This window comes from Pseudomonas sp. S60 (assembly GCF_016647865.1).
Lineage (GTDB): Bacteria > Pseudomonadota > Gammaproteobacteria > Pseudomonadales > Pseudomonadaceae > Aquipseudomonas > Aquipseudomonas parafulva.
On the sequence record NZ_JACVVH010000021.1, the window covers coordinates 69,789 to 92,289 of the forward strand.

Here is a 22,501-nt window from a genome sequence, read left to right on the forward strand (position 1 = left end):
GCGGGTGTGCAACGGCCTCAAACCACATGAATACCGTTCTGTACCCACAATTGATGGCTCGGGTCCTCCTGGGCCGTGTATTGGTTATAGTCGATACCGTCCAGGCTGTGGTTGCCGATGCGGTTCCAGGTGTCGGTCATCAGCACCGTGTCGTGCTCGTCACCCTTGATGATCAGGGTGTCGTTGGCGCTGTCGGTCACCGCCACCACGTCAGCCAGGCTGAGGGTGAGCGCCACGGCGCTGGTAGCGTTGAGGTCGATCACCTCCAGGTCATGCACCTGCCCGGCCAGGTTGGCCAGTTCGATGCTGGCATCGCCACCGCCCCACAGCAGGGCATCGTTGCCGGTGCCGGTATCCACGCTGACGAAGCCGTTATCCAGGGTGACCTGGGTGCCAGTATCCGCGTGGCTGGCCACCGCCGTGTTGCTGCCATCATCGCTGTCGACGGCCACCTCACCGGCGGTAGCCGCCGCCAGGGTGCTCAGCGCGACGCCTTCGTCACTGGCATCTGCCACCAAGGCACTGCTGGTGGTGAAGCCGGTGACAGGGTCCAGGTTGATGGTGAGTGTGGCCGTGTCGGTGGTGCCATTGGGGTGGGTCAGCTCGTAGGTGAAGGTTTCTTTCTGGCCGACCACCGCCGAGGTCAGCCCGGCGTTGAGCGTGTAGTTGTAGCTGCCGTCGGCAAACACCACCAAGGTGCCGTAAGTGCCCTGCACGCTGGCACCGTTGTAGCCGGGCAGGGTGAAGGTGTTGGCTGCGGTCAGCACGCTGAGCACCGTCAGTGGCGAGCCCAGGTTGTCTGCCCCCGCGCCGTCTGTCAGCAGGTTGCCTGACACAGGCGTGTAGTTGCCGACCACGAACTCGTTGAGGTGAGTGGCCGTGGCATTGACGGTGGTAGTGAGCGAGCTGAGCAGGCCGATACCGCCGGCCGTTACGCGCACGTGGTAGGTACCCGCCCCCTGGTTCTGGAAGGTGTACCCGGCGCCCCCGCCCAGCAGGCTGAGCAGCGAGGTACCGGCCACGGTCTGCACGGTCACGTACTGCCCGGTAGTGGGGTTGAGCTTGAGCAGCTCCAGCGTGGTGCCATTGAGCAGGCCCAACAGGTTGGTGGAGTTGAGCACCACTTGCAGGTCGGCGGAGGTATTGGCCGCCACGGTGGTGGTGTAGGTTGCCGAGCGGCTGCCGAGCACTGGCAGCGACAGCGCCGCGAAGGTGGTACTGCTGGAGGTCTGCAGGTTGACCAGGCTGATGTTGGTGTTGTCTACGTCGTTCACCGCATCCACCACGGTGGCAGGCGCTGCGTAGTTGTTGTCATTCCAGGTTTCGGTAGCCTGCGGGCTATCGATGCGCACATACAGGTTGGCCGTGTCGGACTTGCCGTTGGGGTGCACCAGCTGGTAACTGAACACATCCACCTTGCCAACGCTGGCGGGGCTGCCGTTGGGGGTGTAGGTGTAGCTGCCATCCCCACGGATCACCAGTGTGCCGTATAGCCCTTGCACGGTGGTGGCGCTGCCTGCGCTGATGTAGCTGCCGGCCTTGAGCACCTGCAGTACCGCTTCGCTGTCCGGGCCGCGCGCGTCCACGCTGCCGTCAATGCCCACATCGGTAATCACGTTGCCCGAAGCGGCAGTGCCGGTACCGGTGAACTGCGTCAGGCTGGTGGTTTGCACCTCCAGCGCGGTCGTCACGGTGGTCAGCAGGCCGATACCGCCGCTGCCTACCGTCAGCCGATAGTCGCCGGCCAGCAGTTCGCCGATGCCCACGCGTATGCCCTGGCCCAGCGGCAGCAGCACCAGGTCGAGCAGGCCCTGGCTGTTGCCGGTCGCCAGGGTTACCCAGTTGCCGCTGGCATTCTTCACCTGCAGGGTGAAGGTGGCATTGTCCAGCAGCGCCAGGGCACTGTCAGTCTTCAGTGTCAGGGTAGGGTCAGCCGTGGTCCCGGCTGCTACGGTCCAGGTGAAGGTTTTGCTGAAGCCCGCGAGCAAGGTGCTGAACGTGTCCTGGTACACCCGCGTGCTCACCACCGGCGCCAGGTTGACCACGGCGGTGGCCAGGTTGTCGCTGGCAATGACCGGCGCGTTGGCATCCACATCGGGCGCCGTTACGGTGACATTGCCGGACAGGTTACCGCGTGGGTCGCTGAGGGTGACAGACACCACCTGGCCGTTGTCCTGCGGCGGGTTCAGGGTGAGGGTGAAGGTACCGTTGGCCTGCACCGTGCCGGTCTGCAGCACTGTGCCGGTGGCACTGCGTACGGTGACCGTGGCACCCACTTCACCGGTACCGGTCAGGCTGCTGCCGTCGGCGCTGAACTGCAGGTTGCCGGCAGCAGCGGGCGGGGTGAGGTCTGGCGCGGTCAGCGCAGTGCTGGTCGAGACGTTACCTGCACCGTCGGTGAGCGTCACCGTGAGGGCCTGGTTGTCGATTTGCGCAGCGGCCAGGCTGACCACGAACAGTCCGTTGCTGCCTACCGTCGCGGTACCCAGCACGGTGCCTGCGCTGTTGCGCACGATGGCTGTGCTACCCACCTGACCAGAGCCGCTCACCGCAGTACCCAGGGCATTGATGGTGGCCACGGGTGCGGCCGGTGGCGTGGTGTCCGGGGCGGCCAGGCTCACACTGCCCGACAGGTTGCCAGCAGCATCGGCCTGGCGCACCACCAGCAACTGGCCGTCGTTCTGTGGTGTGGTCAGGGTAATGCTGAAGGCGCCATTGGCCTGCACCAGGCCGCTGCCCAGCTGCCCACCAGGGCCCTGCACGGTCACGGTAGCGCCCGCCTCACCGTTGCCGGTCAGTACAGTACCTGTGCCGTTTATGGCAACGTTGGTGGGGGCGGCGGGGGGCTGCACGTCGGCAGCGGTGAAGCTGGTGCTGGCAGACACGTTGCCTGCTCGGTCGGCCTGGCTCAGGCTCAACACCTGGCCGTTCAACTGGGCAGCATTCAGGTTGACGCTGAAGTTGCCGGCGGTATTCACCACCGCAGTGCCCAGCACGGCATTGCTGGCATCACGCACGGTGACGGTGGCACCTGCCTCGCCATTGCCGGTCAGTACCAGGCCATTGGGCGACAGCGCGATCACCACCGGGTTGGCCGGTGGGGTGATGTCCGCTGCCACCACGAAGGTTGGCTGCGATTCGCCCCCCACCAGCGCCACGGCGGTTACCGTCAGCTGCTGGCCGTTCAGTTGCGGCGTATTCAGTTGCAGGCTGAAGGCGCCGTTGAGGGTGGCGCCGCCCACGCCGATCTGATTGCCCGCGGCATCGTAAACCCGAATGCCGGTACCGGTAGGCGCGTTGCCCGTCAGCGTCAGGCCGTCGCCGGCCAGCACCACGTTGGTGGGCGGCACCGGTGGCGCTGCCAAGGGGGTGATGTACGTCACGCTGGCAGAGGTGTTGGACGCCGCGTCGGTCTGGTAGATCACCAGGCTGGCCACCGACCCAGCGGCTGGCTGCGTGACGATCTGGAACGTACCTGCCTCGCTTACCTCGCCAGTGCCGATCACCTGGTTGTTCTTGCTGATGGTGACGGTGGCGCCAGGTTCGCCACGGCCCGTGATCACGGTGAACGTGTTGTCCACCGCCAGGTCGGTGACGGGGGCAGGCGGGGAGGTATCCCGGGCCTGCAGAGTTGCGGGTATCGACTCGTTGCCGGCCGCGTCTGTAGACACGATGGTGAGCAACTGGCCGTTGTTCTGCAGAGGGTTCAGCGCAACCGTGAAGGCCCCGCCCTCGGGCACTTGCACAGTACCGACTTCGGCACCGTTCGGGCCGCGTACGCTAATGGTGCTGCCTGCCTCGGCAGTACCGGTGAGTGTCGCGCCCAAGGGGTCCAGCACCAGGTTTGACGGCTGTACCGGGGGTGTCAGGTCAGGCGCCTCAAGTGCCAGAGCCGGTGATGGATTGCCGGTGGCATCCTGGGCAATCACCGAGAGTGTCTGGCCGTTGACCTGCGCCGGCACCAATGCCAACACGAAGGTGCCGTCAGCCGCCACCACGGCCTGACCGATCAGGTCGCCTGCATTGTTCAGCACAGTGACGCGCGCGCCGGCCTCGGCCGTACCCACCACCTGGGTACCACTGTCGTTGATGGTGGCTACCACGGCAGCCGGTGGGGTGATGTCCAGGGCTGTGAGGCTGTTGATGGGGGAGACGTTGCCCGCCGCGTCTGTCAGGGTTACCTGCAACACCTGGCCGTTGAGCTGGGCGGCGTCCAGTTGCACGGTGAAGATGCCGGCCGGGGTCACTTGGCCGGTACCTATCTGGCTGGTGCCGACGAATACCCGCACGGTGGCGCCCGGTTCGCCGATACCGCCCAGCGTGTCACCCGCCACGCTCAGCTGCAACGCCGTGGCTGCGGCCGGCGGGGTCAGGTCTGGTGCCACTACGCTGACCGGTTCGCTGACGTTGCCGGGTGGGTCGGCCTGATGCACCGACAGCACCTGGTTGTCGATTTGCGCAGGCGACAGTTCCACGCGGAAGCTGCCATCGGCAAGCACCGTGCCCGTGCCTAGCCGCACGCCGGCCGCGTTGCTGACGGTGACCGTAGCGCCGGCCTCACCCCGGCCGGTAACCACGCTGCCGTCGGCATTGATGGTGACTTGGGTGAGGGCGTCAGGCGGGGTGAAGTCCGGCGTCTGCAGGGTCGCCACTGCAGACACGTTACCGGCAGCGTCTGCCTGGGTGAAGCTGAGCAATTCGGCATTGCTCAGCGCGGGGTTGAGGTCAAGGGTGAAGTGGCCGCTGGCGTCTACCGTGGCGCTGCCAAGGGTTTCACCCTCGGCGTTTTTCACCGTGACCAGCGCGCCGGCTTCGCCACGGCCAGTAATGGTGACACCGTTGCTGGAGATGGCGAGCTCGCCGGGGGCAGCCGGCGGTGTGGTGTCCGGTGCCGTTATGACGCTGGGGAGCGACTGGTTGCCGGCCGCATCGGTGAGCAGCACTTCCACTTGCTGCCCATTGGCCTGGGGCGCCGCCAGGCTGACCTGGAAGGTGCCGTCGCCGCGCACGGTCGAGGTGCCCAGCACACTGCCGTCGGCAGCCAATACCCGTACCGCTGCGCCTGCCTCGCCCGTGCCGTTGAGCAGCGAACCGCCGCCGGCAAATGCCAGGCCCTGGGCAGGCTCGGGTGCGATGCGGTCAGGCACCACCAGGCTGACGCTGTTGGACTCGTTACCGGCCGCGTCGGTCTGGCTGGCGCTCAGCACTTCGCCGTTGAGTTGGGCCACCAGCAGGGTGGAGCTGAAGCGGCCATCGGGGTTCACCACGGCGGTGCCGAGGTCGACGCCGCCTGCGCCGGTAATGGTCACGGTTGCACCGGGCTCACCGAGGCCGGTCAGTACCAGGCCGTCGTTGGACAGCACCAGTGCACTCAGCGGTTGCGGCGCAGTGGTGTCAGGGGCCTGCAGGGTTGCAGGCAGGGACACCGCACCATCGGTGCCGAGCGCGTCTACCCGCAGGACCTCGCCGTTGGCCTGGGCGCTGCCCAGGTTGACGGTGAAGGTTCCATCGTTGGCTACCTGGCCACTGCCCAGCAATTCATCGTTGGAGCCATAGACCCTGACCGTGGTGCCACTGGCGGCCGTGCCCGATACCGACAGGCCGTTGGCGGCCAGCGTCAGGTTTTCGGGTGTCTGCGGTGCAAGCACGCCAGGTGCGGTGATGGTCTGGGCAACCGAGAGGTTCTGCGCCGCATCGGCCTGCACCACGCTCAAGAGCGTGCCTACAGGCGCGGCTGGGTCGAGGGTGACGCTGAAGCGGCCATCCGCTGCGACCTGGGCAGTGCCCAGCAGGGTGCCGTCGGCGGCGCTGACCCTGACCGTGGCCCCCACTTCACCATGGCCTACAAGGGAGGTGCCGTCGGCCGACACGGCCAGGTTGGTCACCGCTGCTGGCGGCGTGGTGTCCAGGGCCGTATAGGTGGCCACGGGCGACACATTGCCTGCGGCATCGGTCGCCGTTACCTGTAAGGTCTGCCCGTTGGTCTGTGGCGTATCCAGGGTGATCTGGAAGGTGCCGTTGCTGGCCACCCGAGCAGAGCCCAGGACACTGCCAGTGGCATCGCGCACGGCCACCGTGCTGCCTGCCTCGGCACTGCCGGTGAGTTGCAACCCACTGGCCGCCAACAGCAGATTGGCGGGCGCAGCCGGTGGCGTGAAGTCCGGTGCGGTGATCGCCACGGCGGGCGAGGTGTTGTTGCCGGCGTCGGTCTGGGTCACGCTCAGGCGCTGGGCATTGAGCTGGGCGCTATCCAGGGTCAGGGTGAAACTGCCATTGGCCGCGACCAGGCCGGTACCGATGATGGTGCCGTCGATGCCGCGCACGGTAACCGTGGCGCCTGCTTCACCCAGGCCGGTGAGGGTCAGGCCATTGTTGTTCAGGGCTACGTTGGTCAGCGCAGCGGGCGGGGTCAGGTCCGGGGTGAGCAGCGTGACGGCGGTCGACGTATTGCCGGCTGCGTCTACCTGGGTTACCCCAATCGCCTGGCCACTGACCTGCGGCGTATCGAACACCACAGTGAAGCGGCCATCGGTACCCACGCTGGCAGTGCCCAGTACGGCGCCGGAGGCGTTGCGCACCTGCACTGTGGCGCCTGGCTCACCGCTGCCGGACAACTGCCGGCCATCCAGGCTCAGCTGCGGGTTGCCCACCGCCGCAGGCGGAGTGCGGTCGGGCGTCAGCACGCTGGCAGGGCCGGACACGTTACCCGCAGCATCGCTCAGGGTCACCTGCAGGGCACTGCCGGTGGTTTGGGCGCTGGGCAGGGTGATTTGGAACTGCCCGCTTTGGTTGACCGTACCGGTAGCCAGCACGGCGCCGCTGGCATCACGTACCGTGACGGTGGCGCCGGCCTCGCCTTGCCCGCTGAGCACAGTGGCGGCACTGTTGAGGCTAAGATTGCTGGCGGCCGGTGGGGCCTGCAGATCGGGTGCCTGCAAGGTAGCGGCCAGCGACACGTTGCCGGCAGCATCGGCCTGGGTCACGACCAGGTTCTGTGCGTTGACCACCGCAGGGACCAAGTTGACCGTGAACAAGCCGTTGGCGCCCACTGTCGCCGTACCCAACAGGTTGCCCTGGCCATCCATGACCCTGACAGTGGCGCCGACCTCACCTTGGCCGGTCAGCGTGCTGCCAATCCTGTCGATGGCAATGGCGGTGGGGGCGTCCGGCGCCGTAGTGTCTTCTGCCACTACGGTGGCAGGCACCGAAGGCTGCCCGCCTGCGCTGGCGCGAGCGGTCACGTGCAACGTCTGGGCGTTGAGCTGCGCATTCAGGAAGAACACGCGGAAGATGCCATCACTGCCCACTGTGGCTGTGCCGAGGGTTGCCCCTGCCGAGGTTACGGTAATCAGCGACCCCACGGTGCCTTGGCCGGTCAGCAGGAACCCGTCGGCGCTGATGGCCAGGCCGCTCGGGGTGGCCAGTTCATTGCCGGTCGGGCCTGCCAGCGGCACATTGGGAGAGGCGTTGCCTGCCGGGTCGACCACCACCACGTTCACGGTTTCGCCAGCCGTCAGCGGCGGCACTACCGGTACCACGAAGGTGCCATCTGCACTCACGGTTTCACTGCCGCGCTCGCTGCCATCGGGGTTACGGATAACCACCGTGCTGCCAGGCTCGGCGCCGCCGCCTACCACAGCGCCATCGGGGCTGATGGTGACATCGGTCGCCGGCAGCGGTGGGGTGGTGTCCGGGGCGGTAACGGTGATGGGGGCGGTGGCGTTGCCCGCTTGGTCGGTGACCACTACAGTCAGCGGCTCACCATTGAGTAGCGGAGTCGGCAGAGGGACGCTGAAGCTGCCGTCGCCAGTGACCGGCACGGTGATTTCCAGGCCGGTGCTGTCGCGTACGGTCACGGTCGCTGCGCCCGGCGCACTGCCGGAGACCCCGATGCCGTCTTCGCTCACTTGCACGCCGGTAGGCAGTTGAGGCGGGGTGATGTCGGGGGCGGTGATCTGCCCAGGTTGCGATGAGTTGCCGGCAGCGTCTACCAACACCACGTTCAGCAACTGGCCATCCAGCTGGGCGGGCGACAGCGGCACCGTGAAGTTGCCACCTGCCGGCACCTGCACACTGCCCAGTACCGCGCCGTTGGCATTGCGCACTTCTACTGTGGCACCAGGCTCGCCGATACCCTGCAGGGCATCACCACCCGGATTGATCGCAAGGCCGGTGGCAGTGGCGGGTGGGGTGATGTCATCGGCGATGAACGTGGCCGAGGGGGAGACATTGCCCTGGCTGTCGCTCAACACCACCGACAACACTTCGCCGTTGGTTTGTGGCGGGGTGAGTGACACCTCGAAGTTGCCCTGTGCATCTACCTGCACGCTGCCCAGCAACGCACCACTGGCACTGCGTACTTCAACGATGGTACCCGCTTCACCCTGGCCGGTCAGCAGTGTGCCAGCCAGGTTCAGCGCCAGCCCATCTGCTGGCAAAGGGGGCTCCAGGTCTGGCGCGATGAGGGTGCCTGCAGGTGAGAGGTTGCCAGCAGGGTCCGCCTGGGTCACCGACAGGGTCTGCCCGTTGAGCTGGGGCGGTGACAGGGTAACGCTGAAGCTGCCATCTGCCTGCACCACGGCGGTACCGAGGGGCGCGCCAGCGCTGCCGGTGACGGTAACCCGTGCACCCGGTTCGCCGATGCCGGCCAGCAACACGCCATCGGCGGTCAGGGTGAGTTCACCGGGCACTGCCGGTGGCTCGTTGTCGGGCGCCATCAGGTCAACGGCCACAGACAGGTTGCCGGCCAGGTCACGCTGCTCGATGCTCAGCATCTGGCCGTTGGTCTGCGGGGGCACCAGTGCTACTTCGAAGGCGCCGTTGGCGCCCACCTGGGCAGTGCCAAGTACGGTGCCGTCCGGGGCGCGCACGCTCACTGTCGCACCTGGCTCGCCAGTGCCTGTGACCACGCTGCCTTCGCCGTTGATCGCCGCACCGGTGACGGCTAGCGGTGGTGTGGTATCGGGCGCCGTGAAGGGCACTGGCCCGGCGCTGTTGCCCAGGCTGTCGGTCGCCTCGACGGTGAGGTTTTCACCATTGCGCTGCGCGGCTGCGAGGGTGACATCGAAGCGGCCATCGGCACCGACGGTGGTGACACCCAGCACAGCGCCATTTGCAGCGCGTACGGTGATGATCGACCCAACCTGGCCCACCCCGGTGAGGTGCAGGCCGGCAGTGTCGATACTCAAACCCGACGGCTGTAGCGGGCCGTCCAGGTCGGGTGCGGTGACAGTAGTGCTCGAGCTGTTGCCGGCGGCATCGCGCAGCACCACTTCCAGTACCTGGCCATCGGTTTGTGGCGGGGTCAGTTGCACGCTGATCACGCCGTTGGCGCCTACCTGCGCCGTACCCAGCAGCGTGCCCTGGGCATCGGTGACCTCGACGGTGGTGCCGGCCTCACCGCGGCCGGTCAGCACGCTGCCATTGGCGCTCAGTTGCAGGTCGGTCGGCTCGCTGGGGGCGGTGATGTCCGGGGCAATCACTTGCACCGGCAGGGAGCGGTTGCCACCGTTATCGATGGCTACCACGTCCAGGGTTTCACCGTTGGCCTGCGGCGGTTGCAGGCCGAGGGTGAAATCACCGTTGGCGCCGGCTTGGGCGCTGCCCAGCAGGGTGCCCTGGGCGTCACGTACTTCAACTTGGCTATTGGCCGGCGCGGTACCGCTGACGCTGCTACCGTCAGCGGCCACCACGATTGCACTCGGGCTGGCCGGTATCGGCGCCTGCGGCACGGTCACATTAGTGGCAATGGACGTGTTGCCGGCGGCATCGGTTTGCACCAGCACCAGGGCCTCGCCTGCGCTCAGCGCAGTACCCAGGTTCACGACGAAGGTGCCGTTGGTAGCCACCGTTGCGGTGCCCAGCACGTCGCCATTGGTATTGCGTACCTGCACCGTGGCCCCCGCTTCGCCGTGCCCAGCAACGGCAAGGCTACCGGCGCCGGTGACTACATCGGTAATGGCGGCCGGTGGGGTGATGTCCGGGGCGGTGTAGGCCAATGGCAGTGAGGTGTTGCCAGCAGTGTCGGTCACGGTAATCGACAGTGCCTCGCCATTGGCCTGCGGCGGAGTCAGCGTGAGGCTGAACGTGCCTGAGCCTTGCACGATGGCATTGCCGATCAGGTTGCCTGCTGCGTCGCGCACCTCGACCCGCGCGCCGGCTTCGGCTGTGCCGGTCAGGGTGACGCCCGCACTGAGTACCAGGTCAGTTGGCTGCGCAGGCGGCACCTGGTCGGGTGCGCTCAGCGAAACCGGCGTAGACACATTGCCCGCCGCATCGGTCAGGGTGACCTGCAGCGCAGAACCGTCCACCACTGGCGGCTGCAGTTGCACCACGAAGCCGCCGTCGGCCTGCACGGTCGCGCTTGCCAGCAACTGCCCCTGGTCATTGCGCACCTGCACGGTGGTGCCTGCTTCGCCACGGCCCGAGACGGTGCCGCCGTTGGCACTGATGGCCAGGTCTGTTGCAGGTTGGGGTGGGGTGGTATCGATGCCGGTGTCGATGGTCGGCGCAGTCACCAACCCGGGGGCGGAGGTGTTGCCCGCCGTGTCGGTGGCCGTGACCTGCAATTGCTCGCCCGCCACCTGCGCAGGTGTCAGGCCGATGCTGAAGGCGCCGGTGGCACCCACCACAGCCGAGCCCAATACCGTGACGCCGTCCGCCGCGAGTACGCGTACGGTACTGCCTGCCTCCGCGCGGCCTGTCACTACACTGCCGTCAGCGCTGACCAGCAGCTGACCGGGTTCCTGTGGCGGGGTGATGTCCGGCGCTGTGATCTGTACGGGCAGCGACGCGGCGCCATTGCTGTCGACGGCGACCACGTCCAGCAACTGACCGTTGGCCTGGGCAGGTTGAAGGGGGACGGTGAAGGTGCCTTCGGCCCCGACTACCACACCGCCTACCAGCGTGCCATCGGCATCGCGTACTTGCACGCGGCTGCCAGCAGGGGCAGTGCCGCTGATGCTGCTGCCGTCCTCGGCAACGACCAGGCCAGTTGGGCTGGCAGGCGTCGGCAGGGTCGGTACCTCGAACACCAGCGCCTGAGAAGCATTGCCGCTGGGGTCGGTCTGCACGAGCGTCAATTGCGCGCCGGGCAGGGCAGGCGTGTCAAGGTTGAGCAGGAATGTGCCGTTGACACCCACCACGCCGCTGCCGATTAGCGCACCATTGCCATCGCGCACTTCGATAGACGCGCCGGCTTCGCCGCGACCGCTCAGGGTGAGGCCGGCGTTGCCGACCACGATGTTGCTGACGGGGGCTGGCGGGGTGATGTCCGGGGCGTCGAACTGCAGTGGCGCAGAGCGGTTGCCAGCGGCGTCCACCAGGCGTACGTCCAGCACTTCACCGTTGGCTTGAGTTGGCGACAGGGTAAGGCTGAAGGTGCCGTCTGCTGCAACGCTGCCGGTGCCAACCAATACGCCGGCCGCTGTGCGTACCTCTACGGTGGCGCCAGGTTCACCGCGGCCGGTAAAAGTGGCCCCAGCGTCCAGGGCAAGGTCGGTGGGCTGTGCCGGGGCCTGCAGGTCTGGGCTGACTACCGTTGCCGGTGGCGAAACATTGCCTGCGGCATCAGTGAGCACTACTTGCAGGCTGCTGCCATCCCTTACTGCAGGGTCGAGAGTGAGCTGGAACGTGCCATCCGCGTTGACGCTGCCGCTGACCAGCAGGTTGCCTTGGGTGTCACGCACTTGCACCGTGGCGCCGGCTTCGCCTCGGCCGCTCAGCAGGGCGCCGGCCAAGCCGATGACCAGGTCAGTGGGCGCGAGCGGCGGGGTGGTGTCGCCGCCATCGATATCCGGGGCGGTGATGCTGCCTGCGCCGGAGACGTTGCCGGCGCCATCGGTGGCAGTCACTTGCAACACCTCGCCATTCACTTGTGGCGGGGCCAGGGTGACGCTGAAGCTGCCGGTGGCACCCACCACGACGCTGCCTAGCACCGTGGTGCCGTCGGCAGCCAGGACTCGGATGGTACTGCCCGGCTCGCCGCGCCCACTTACCTGGGTGCCATCTGCATTGATCGCCAGTTCGCTTGGGGTGGCCGGGGGTGTGATGTCGGGGGCTGTGATTTGGGCAGGCAGGGAAGACAGGCCGTTTTCGATGGCGACTACGTCCAGCAATTCACCGTTGGCTTGGGCTGGATTCAGCGGGATGCTGAAGGTGCCATCGGCATTGGCGGTGGCGCTGCCGATCAGCGTGCCGTCCGTGTCGCGCACTTCGACGCGTGCACCCGCGAGTGCGGTACCGGTGAGCGCTGTACCGTCCGCGTTGACGGTCAGGTTGGTCGGGCTCTCCGGCGCGGTGGTAAGAGGGACCTCGTAATCCACGGCGACCGAAGCGTTACCGCTTGGGTCAATCTGCACCAGGCTCAATTGCTCGCCGGGCTGTGCAGCAGGATCAAGGCTGACCAAGAAGGTGCCATTGGCAGTGACCACGCCACGGCCCAGTAGATTACCGTCGGCGTCACGCACTTCGACGGTGGCGCCGGCTTCGCCTCGCCCGCTCAGGGCAGTGCCGCCAGGGCCGACCAGGATATTGGTCACCGCATCGGGCGGGGTGATGTCGGGTGCATCGAATTGCAGAGGTGCCGACACGTTACCGGCAGCATCGACCAGCCGTACATCCAGTGCCTGGCCGTTGGCCTGGGCTGGCGACAAGGTCAGGCTGAACAGCCCATCAGCCCCGACAACGCCAGTGCCGATCAGAGTGCCAGCGGCATCACGCACCTGAACTGTGGCGCCTGGTTCACCGCGGCCGGTGAAGGTCACGCCGTCTGCCAGGGCCAGGTCGGTGGGTTGTGCGGGAGCAGTGAGGTCCGGCGAGGCGACGCTGCCGGGGGGCGATACATTGCCAGCGGCATCGGTGAGGGTGACTTGCAGGGTGCTGCCGTCTTTCACCGCGGGGTTCAGCGACACTGCAAATGCGCCATTCGGCCCCACGGTTCCAATGGCAATGACATTACCTGCGGCATCACGAATCTGTACGGTAGCACCGGCTTCGCCGCGACCGGTGAGCAGAGTGCCCGCTGAACCGATCGCCAGATCCACCGGGGCAGCTGGTGGCGTGGTATCGACGCCGTCGATATCAGGCGCCGTAAGCGTACTGGCTTCGGAAGTATTGCCAGCAGCATCAGTGGCAGTGGCGCGCAGCACTTCGCCGTCTACCTGTGGCGGGCTGAGGGTTATGTTGAAAATGCCCGTTGGTCCTACCAGTGCGGTGCCGAGTTGCGTGCCGTCGGCAGTGGTTACACGCACGGTGCTGCCGGGCTCTGCACGACCGGTCACCAGAGTACCGTCAGCGCTTATCGTAAGTTGGGTTGGCGCATCTGGCGCGGTGATGTCAGGTGCCGTGACTTGGGCGGGGAGTGAAGACAGGCCGTTTTCGATGGCGACCACATCCAGCAATTCGCCGTTGGCTTGGGCTGGATTCAGCGTGATGCTAAAGGTGCCATCGGCATTGGCGACAGCACTGCCAATCAACGTGCCATCTGCCCCACGGACTTCTACGCGAGAGCCAGCCGGCGCAGTACCGGTCAGCGCTGTACCGTCCGCGTTGACGGTCAGGTTGGTCGGGCTCTCCGGCGCGGTGGTAAGAGGGACCTCGTAATCCACGGCGACCGAAGCGTTACCGCTTGGGTCAATCTGCACCAGGCTCAATTGCTCGCCGGGCTGTGCAGCAGGATCAAGGCTGACCAAGAAGGTGCCATTGGCAGTGACCACGCCACGGCCCAGTAGATTACCGTCGGCGTCACGCACTTCGACGGTGGCGCCGGCTTCGCCTCGCCCGCTCAGGGCAGTGCCGCCAGGGCCGACCAGGATATTGGTCACCGCATCGGGCGGGGTGATGTCGGGTGCATCGAATTGCAGAGGTGCAGAAACGTTACCGGCAGCATCGACCAGCCTTACATCCAGGGCTTGGCCGTTGGCCTGGGCAGGGGACAAGGTCAGGCTGAACAGCCCATCAGCCCCGACAACGCCAGTGCCGATCAGAGTGCCAGCGGCATCACGCACCTGAACTGTGGCGCCTGGTTCACCGCGGCCGGTGAAGGTCACGCCGTCTGCCAGGGCCAGGTCGATGGGTTGTGCGGGAGCAGTGAGGTCCGGCGAGGCGACGCTGCCGGGGGGCGATACATTGCCAGCGGCATCGGTGAGGGTGACTTGCAGGGTGCTGCCGTCTTTCACTGCGGGGTTGAGCGACACTGCAAATATGCCATCCGGTCCTACAGTCCCGGTGGCGATGACATTACCTGCGGCATCACGAATCTGTACGGTAGCACCGACTTCGCCGCGACCGGTAAGCTGAGTGCCCGCTAAACCGATCGCCAGATCCACTGGGGCAGACGGTGGCGTGGTATCGACGCCGTCGATGTCCGGCGCGGTCACGGTGCTGGCAGTGGATGTATTGCCAGCGGCATCTGTAGCGGTGGCTTGCAGCACTTCGCCATCCACCTGGGGTGGCGTCAGGCTGATGCTGAACAAGCCTGTTGCGCCGACCACTGCGGTGCCAAGCTGAGTGCCGTTAGCAGCCAATATACGTACGGTGCTACCCGGTTCTGCGCGACCAGTAATCACAGTGCCGTCTGCGCTGACGGCCAATTCGGTCGGTGCCGCAGGTGCAGTGATATCGGGTGCAGTGACTTGGGCGGGGAGGGAAGACAGGCCGTCTTGAATGGCGACCACATCCAGCAATTCACCGTTGGCCTGGGCTGGATTGAGCGGGATGCTGAAGGTGCCATCGGCATTGGCGACAGCACTACCAATCAACGTGCCGTCTGCCCCACGGACTTCTACGCGAGAGCCAGCCGGCGCAGTACCCGTCAGCGCTGTACCGTCCGCACTAATGGCCAGATTGGTTGGGCTTTCTGGTGCAGTAGTAACGGGAACCTCGTAATCCACGGCAACCGAAGCGTTACCGCTTGGGTCGATCTGCACCAGGCTCAATTGCTCGCCCGGCTGTGCAGCAGGATCGAGGCTGACCAGGAAGGTGCCATTGGCAGTGACCACGCCACGACCCAGTAGATTACCGTCGGCGTCCCGTACCTCGACGGTGGCGCCGGCTTCGCCTCGCCCGCTCAGGGCAGTGCCGCCAGGGCCGATCAGGATGTTTGTCACCGCATCTGGCGGGGTGATGTCGGGTGCATCGAATTGCAGGGGTGCAGAAGCGTTACCGGCAGCATCCACCAGGCGCACATCCAGGGCTTGGCCGTTGGCCTGGGCAGGGGACAAGGTCAGGCTGAACAGCCCGTCCGAACCGACAACGCCAGTGCCGATCAGGGCGCCAGCGGCATCACGCACCTGAACCGTGGCGCCTGGTTCACCGCGGCCGGTGAAGGTCACGCCGTCTGCCAAGGCCAGGTCGGTGGGTTGTGCGGGAGCAGTGAGGTCCGGCGAGGCGACGCTGCCGGGGGGCGATACATTGCCAGCGGCATCGGTGAGAGTGACTTGCAGGGTGCTCCCGTCTTTCACAGCAGGGTCCAGCGACACTGCAAATGTGCCATCCGGCCCGACAGTCCCAGTGGCAATGACATTACCTGCGGCATCACGCACCTGCACGGTGGTGCCGGCTTCACCTCGGCCAGTCAGTCGCGTACCGGCAAGACCAACCACCAGATCGACCGGTGCACCAGGCGGTGTGGTATCGACGCCGTCGATGTCCGGCGCAGTGATGGTGGCGCCGGGTGAAAGGTTGCCGGCCGCATCGGTAGCCGTCACCGTCAAGCCTTGCCCATCTGTCTGGGCAGGTTGCAGGGTGATGCTGAACAGCCCATCGGCACCGGCTGTAGCAGTGCCCAACAACACCCCACCCGCGCCCCTTACCGCGACGCTCGAGCCCGGCTCGGCGCGGCCTGTGAGCGTTGTGCCTTGAGCGCTCACAGCCAGATCAGTCGGTGCGAGAGGGGGGGTCAGATCGGGTGCAGTGATGCTGCCGGCCAGCGAGACATTGCCGGCGGCATCGGTCAAGGTCACCTGCAAACTCTCGCTGTTGATCTGCGCAGGGCTCAATACAACGCTGAAGCTGCCGTCAGCTGCCACACTGCCGCTGCCGATCACATTGCCAGCGGCGTCGCGGACGTTCACGGTGGTGCCTGGTTCACCCCGGCCGGTCAGCGTAACGCCCTGGGCGTCGATCGCCAGATCGCCAGGGGGAAGCGGGGCGGTCGCATCCGGGGCAGTGACCGTTCCCGGTGCCGACTCGTTGCCAGCCCCGTCGGTCAAGGTTACCTGCAGGTTCTCGTTGTTGACCTGCGGTGGGTTGAGCGCAACCTCGAAGCTACCGTCTGCGCCAACGGTGCCATTACCAATCACGTTCCCCGCCGCATCCCGGACATTGACCGTAGCGCCTGCCTCGCCACGGCCGGAAAGGCGCAGCCCGTCGGGTGATACCAGCAAGTCGATGGGTGTCGCCGGGGCTGTGGTATCCGGTGCTGGGGTGCTGCCACCGCCACCTCCGCCACCTCCGCCACCGGAAACCGCTGCTGCACCACCCCCTACACCCAGCAGGCTAAGGCCCGCAATTGCCCAGGTTGGCATCGCTTCACCCGCTGTACCGATGCCGGCTACCAGCTCGTCCAGCGAGGCGACCTCATTGAAGGTGAAGCCGGTGAATGCCGCCGCGTCGTAGTCAGCGTGCCACAGGGTGCCGTCTTCGCCGACGAAGACCATGTCGCTGCCGACGCCTGCCTGGTTCACCGCGAAGAAATTACCGATGGTGACTTTTTCGCCGGACTTGAGGGTGACGATCAGGTCTTGCCCGCGCTGGGTGACGTTGGCGACCTGGTCGGGGGAGACGGGCATCTGGACCACACCGGGTCCGTTCAGGCTGATGTTGCCCCAGGCGTTCTGGGTGGCGACGGCGGATTGCTTATCGGCGACGACGATGTTTTCCATAGGTAGCTCCCTGCTGGTGTGCGAATCCCCCGGCCCGAAACCCTGGGGCCGCCACTGCGTCACCGGCCCTTGTAGAGCGCCTGCGCGCAGCCTCGACCGCCTGGTCAAGATGTGGGTGGTTAGGGAGATATAGCAGCCACGCAAGAAGCAACCAGATGGCTTTCTGGGTTAATCCTTTTGTGAGAAAACCTCAGCGAAGGCCCAGTCTGCGGGCCAATCGGCTCAGGTTGGCGCGGTCCAGGCCAAGCTCTCGGGAGGCAGCTGCCCAGTTTTCCTGATGCCGTTGCAGGCAGTTTTCGATCACCTGCCGCTGGTAGGCATCGACTGCTTCGCGCAGCCCGGTTGTGGGCAGCGGCGCCGCCGTATCGGGTTGCTGGGAGGGGGTGTCTACGGTTGGCAGTGCTGAGGGGCGCAGGTCCAGGTCGGCAGCCTCAAGGGTGAGGATGCGCGGGCGCTGTGCATGTTGCCCGAGGGCCTTGAGGGCGGAGCGGCCGATCAGGTGCTCCAGTTCGCGCACATTGCCAGGCCAGCCATAGGCAACCAGCGCCGCCTGCCCGTCAGGGCTCAGCCGAAGGCTGTTCAAACCCAGGCGTGATCGGTTCTGTTCCAGAAAATAACCCGCCAATAGCAGCACATCGCGGCCTCTTTCCCGCAGTGGGGGGACGTGCAGAGGGTACACGCTGAGGCGGTGATAAAAGTCTGCCCGGAAGCGGCCCTCGCGTACTTCAGCTGCCAGGTCGCGGTTGGTGGCTGCGATCAGGCGCACGTCCACGCGGTGCTCACGGTCCGAGCCCAGGCGCTGCAGCTGGCCGCTCTGCAGTACCCGAAGCAGTTTGGCTTGCACGGTCAACGGCAGTTCGCCCACCTCGTCAAGGAACAGGGTGCCACCGTTGGCCAGCTCGAACTTGCCGCGGCGCTCGCCGTGGGCGCCGGTGAACGCACCGCGGACATGGCCGAACAGTTCGCTTTCCACCAGGGTGTCCGGCAGGGCTGCGCAGTTCAGGCTGACCATCGGTTTGCCGGCACGGTTGCTCGCCTTGTGCAGCGCCTGGGCTACCAGCTCCTTGCCCACGCCGGTCTCGCCACTGATCAGCACGGTCAGGTCGCTGCCGCCCACCAGGCGAATTTCATCCACCAGGCGTTTGTGTGCAGGGCTCTGGCCGATCAGTTCCTTGTCCTGGCCGCTGGCCTGGCGGTACACCTCGGCGCGCTGGTGCTCGTCCTCGGCGCGCAGGGCCAGGTGCTCGATGCGCTCGGCAACGGTCACCGTAGCCGCGGCCAGGCTGGCGAACGCTTGCAGGGCGTCCAGCTCCAGGCTCTGGAACTGCCCGGGGGTCAGGGCGTCCAGGGTGACAAGCCCCCAGGGTTGTTCATCGACCATCAGCGGGCAGCCCATGCAGTCGTGAACCTCCAGGTCGACGCCTGGGGCGTTGACTAGGCCATCGTAGGGGTCCGGTAAGTCTGAGTCGCTAGGGAAGCGGGTAGGGGAAGGGCGGCTCAGCAGTTGCTGGAAGCGCGGGTGCTCACTGACGCGGAAGCGCCGGCCCAGTGTATCGGGACTCAGGCCATCCACCGCCAGCGGTACCAGCCATTCCCCGTCCAGGCGCAACAACGCTGCCGCGTCGCAGGGCAACAGGCTGCGCATGGCTTGCAAGAGCCTTCGATAGCGTTCCTGATCGGGCAGGTCTCGTGACAGGTCGCTGACCAGTGGCAGTAGGGCGGTGAGCAGGGGCTTTGCGGTCATATGGACTCCAGTGGGTCTATATGACTATACGCGTGGCGTTGTCGTTTTGACATGGTGATGATCGAAAGGCCCGGAATCACGGGCTCTACGAGTTGGCATGAATGGTGAAATGCCTAGGGCAATCATTCGAAGCCAAAGGCTCAGGAGTTACCCAATGCTCAATGCCGAACAACGTGCAATCATCAAGGCCACTGTGCCCCTGCTGGAAAGCGGTGGCGAGGCGCTGACCACCCATTTTTACCAGATGATGCTCGCCGAGTACCCGCAGGTGCGCCCGCTGTTCAACCAGGCCCACCAGGCCAGCGGTGACCAGCCCCGTGCGCTGGCCAACGGTGTGCTGATGTACGCCCGCCACATCGACCAGTTGGAGCAACTGGGTGGCCTGGTAGGGCAGATCATCAACAAGCACGTGGCTTTGCAAATTTTGCCTGAGCACTATCCCATCGTGGGCAGTTGCCTGCTGCGTGCCATCGAGGAAGTGCTGGGCAAGGACATTGCCACGCCTGCAGTCATCGACGCCTGGGCTGCCGCCTATGGGCAGTTGGCAGACATCCTGATCGGTGCCGAGGAAGGCCTGTACAAGCAGAAGGAAGAGGCCGAGGGCGGCTGGCGCGGTACTCGCGAGTTTCGCCTGGTGCGCCGCGAGCAGGAGAGCAGCGAGATCGTCTCGTTCTACTTTGCCCCGGTGGACGGCAAACCGGTGCTCAAGGCTGAGCCTGGCCAGTACATCGGCCTCAAACTGCTCATCGAGGGTGCCGAGCAGCGGCGCAACTACTCGCTGTCCGCCTTATGCGACGGCGAGCAGTACCGTATCAGCGTTAAGCGCGAAGCCGCTGGCAAGGTGTCCAACTACCTGCACGATCAACTGAGGGTGGGGCAGACCGTGCAGATGTTCCCGCCGGCGGGGGATTTCACGCTGGCCGAGAGCGACAAGCCTTTGCTGTTGATCAGCGGCGGCGTGGGTATCACGCCGACCTTGGCAATGCTGCAAGCAGCCTTGCAAACCGGGCGGCCAGTGCACTTCATCCACTGCGCGCGCAATGGCGCGGTGCATGCGTTCCGCGACTGGGTCGACGCGCTGGCAGCACAACACCCGCAGCTAACGCGCTTTTACTGCTATGCCGAGCCGGATGACGCCGGGCAGGCTGATGCGATTGGCCTGTTGACCGAGGACCTGCTGAGTGAATGGATGCCTCGTGAGCGCGATGTCGATGCTTACTTCCTAGGGCCCAAACCGTTCATGGCGGCGGTGAAGCGGCAGTTGATGGCGTTGGGGGTGCCAGAGCAGCAGAGCCGTTACGAGTTCTTTGGGCCAGCAGCGGCGCTGGTGTGATGACGGTGCGCCATCTTCCTTCCTGCCTATATATAAAGAAATAGAGATTTGCTCGCGCCTATCGCCAAGGGCTGCGCACAAATGGCGCAGGCCTGATTGGCCCGAAACAAACGTAGGAGCGAGCGCAGCTCGCGATGCGCCGCGCGGGCGGCGCTCGATCTCCCAGGCGCTGCACCTGTAAAGGCGAACACCTCCCAGCCCAACCGCATTTTGCCGTTGAAGGTTCCCGGGCCGAGATTGCATCAGGGCATCCAAGTGCTCGCCACAACACGGTCTGCGCCTATGAGACCGAGCGCCGCAGCTCGCGATGCGCCGCGCGGGCGGCGCTCGATCTACGCGCCACCGCATAAACCACGTCATGCCCTTGGTTGCCTCTCGCGCGGTTTACCCCCCCCCATTGAACCGACCTCATTACACCGTGTCTGATCCGCACCGAATGCACGCGCCACACGCGCAAACGCTTGCCCGGCGTGTAGACTTGCGCTCAGGCTGGCGGATCACGCAGCGACCCATTCATCGAAGGAACCGGCAATGAACGAACAAACATCGCGCCTGAATCGGGAACGGCGCTTTCTGGTGCTGTTGGGCCTGATCTGCGTTTCGCTGATCGGGGGCGCCCTCTACATGCAAGTGGTGTTGGGCGAAGCGCCTTGCCCGCTGTGCATCCTGCAGCGCTACGCGTTGTTGTTCATCGCCGTGTTTGCCTTCCTGGCCGCCGCCATGCCGGGGCGCCGCAGCCTGACCTTCTTCGAAGTGCTGGTGGTGCTCAGCGCCGTGGGCGGAATCATTGCAGCCGGCAACCATGTGTATATACTCGCCAACCCCATGGTCAGCTGCGGCATCGATACCCTGCAGCCCATCGTGGACGACCTGCCATTGGCCAAGGTCTGGCCGCTGGCATTTCAGGTAGACGGCTTCTGCAGCACGCCCTACCCACCCGTGCTGGGTCTTTCACTGGCTCAATGGGCGTTGGTGGCCTTTGTGCTGACCGCCTTGCTGGTGCCGTTGGGTATCTACCGCAACCGGCGCCAGGCCTAGACAAAAGTCCCTGATCGCCACAATTTTTTCAGGGCTATCATTCGGCTCTGAAAGTTGCTCAACGATTGATTCAGATCAACCCGCAGCCCTTGCGTGATGCGGGTTCCAGGGCTACTGCCAGGGGTGCGACAAACTGTCGCGAAGTTGAGTTTTGAGGCGCTATTGTTGCGCATTCTGTAAAAGACTGTTGCTCAATAAGTCATAGTCAAGGGTTGGCGACCTATCTACAATCGCCCCCAATTTCCGTTCGGCACTGCTTGCAAGTCGCAGGATTGAAGGAAGCCAAGGCGCTCCCTTTTGCTGACTTCGTCAAGTTTCGCCCAACGGCGATACCGGGCGGACCCCCCTCCGCGTTTTCCCGCACCAAATGGACTTGGTCTGCTGTACAGGCCTGTTGCCTACGAAACCAAAAGCACCACTAACCCGCTTCACGCCAAGGTCCTGCAGTCGGGCCCAGGCAGGGGCGGGTACGGGCGCAACATGCCTCACTTGGCAGGACGAAGTGCTGGCTACCAAAACACAAATTGCATTGAAGCAAGCTGATCTAGAGGTCGTGAGATGAGTAAAAAGCGTTACCCCAGACTGTTTGGCATATTGCCCTTTTTAGGCATGCTTTTACTCAGTGGGTGCAACTGGACCCTGCTCGACCCGAAGGGCCAGGTCGGCATTGAGCAAAAGAACCTGATCCTCATCGCGATCGGCCTGATGCTGCTGGTCGTGGTGCCGGTCATCATCATGACCGTGGTCTTCGCCTGGAAGTATCGCGCGTCCAACAAGGCTGCCACCTACACCCCTGACTGGTCGCACTCGAGCAAGATCGAGGCTGCTGTCTGGATCATCCCGATTCTGATCATCATCGTGCTGGGCTACGTGACCTACCAGTCCACCCACAAGCTCGACCCGTATCGCCCGCTGGACTCCGACGTCAAGCCGGTACAGATCGACGTGATCGCGCTGGACTGGAAGTGGCTGTTCATCTACCCGGAACAAGGCATTGCCACGGTCAACAAGATCGTCTTCCCGGCCAATACCCCGGTCAACTTCCGCGTCACCTCCGACGCTGTGATGAACTCCTTCTTCATCCCGGGCCTGGGTGGCCAGATCTACGCCATGGCGGGCATGACCACCAAGCTGCACCTGATCGCCAACGAAAACGGCGTGTTCGACGGTATCAGCGCCAACTACAGCGGTGCTGGCTTCACCGGCATGAAATTCAAGGCTACTGCCACGACTCAGGAAGACTTCGACAAGTGGGTCGCCGAGGTCAAGCAGTCGCCGAAGAAGCTGGACAAGGCCACCTACGACGCCTTGGCCAAACCAAGCGAAAACAACCCAGTCGAGCTGTATAGCGAGGCTTCGCCAGAGCAGTTCCAGCTGATCGTCGACAAGTACGAAGGCATGAACCGCGGCCGTAGCCACGAAGAAGCAGGCAGCAAAGACCTGGCCACAACCAAGGGTGTGGAATCGAGTACGCAACCAGCTGCCGGTGCAGAGGAGTAAGAG

General features: G+C 65.1%; 5 protein-coding genes. 3 read left to right on the plus strand and 2 right to left on the minus strand.

What is annotated here, in order from left to right; genetic code table 11:
* Positions 1 to 17: 17 nt before the first annotated feature.
* The gene (locus IAE33_RS12815; protein WP_201163770.1) at positions 18 to 16,883 is read right to left on the minus strand and encodes a BapA/Bap/LapF family large adhesin; all 16,866 of its coding nucleotides are present in this window, start codon (positions 16,881 to 16,883) and stop codon (positions 18 to 20) included.
* 190 nt (positions 16,884 to 17,073) lie between these two features.
* The gene (gene norR, locus IAE33_RS12820) at positions 17,074 to 18,627 is read right to left on the minus strand and encodes a nitric oxide reductase transcriptional regulator NorR (protein WP_201163771.1); all 1,554 of its coding nucleotides are present in this window, start codon (positions 18,625 to 18,627) and stop codon (positions 17,074 to 17,076) included.
* A gap of 154 nt (positions 18,628 to 18,781) precedes the next feature.
* Here norR and hmpA point away from each other — a divergent pair, with 154 nt between their 5' ends.
* The 3 genes from hmpA to cyoA all read left to right on the plus strand — a co-directional run bounded on the left by hmpA (position 18,782) and on the right by cyoA (position 22,498).
* Positions 18,782 to 19,960, plus strand: a complete 1,179-nt coding sequence (gene hmpA, locus IAE33_RS12825) for an NO-inducible flavohemoprotein (RefSeq protein WP_201163772.1) — start codon at positions 18,782 to 18,784, stop codon at positions 19,958 to 19,960.
* A 531-nt stretch (positions 19,961 to 20,491) separates the two neighbouring features.
* Positions 20,492 to 20,998, plus strand: a complete 507-nt coding sequence (locus tag IAE33_RS12830) for a disulfide bond formation protein B (protein ID WP_028631623.1) — start codon at positions 20,492 to 20,494, stop codon at positions 20,996 to 20,998.
* Between the two features lie 558 nt (positions 20,999 to 21,556).
* A complete protein-coding gene (gene cyoA, locus IAE33_RS12835; RefSeq protein WP_201163773.1) occupies positions 21,557 to 22,498 on the plus strand; it encodes a ubiquinol oxidase subunit II in 942 nt (313 codons plus the stop codon).
* Positions 22,499 to 22,501 lie beyond the last annotated feature (3 nt).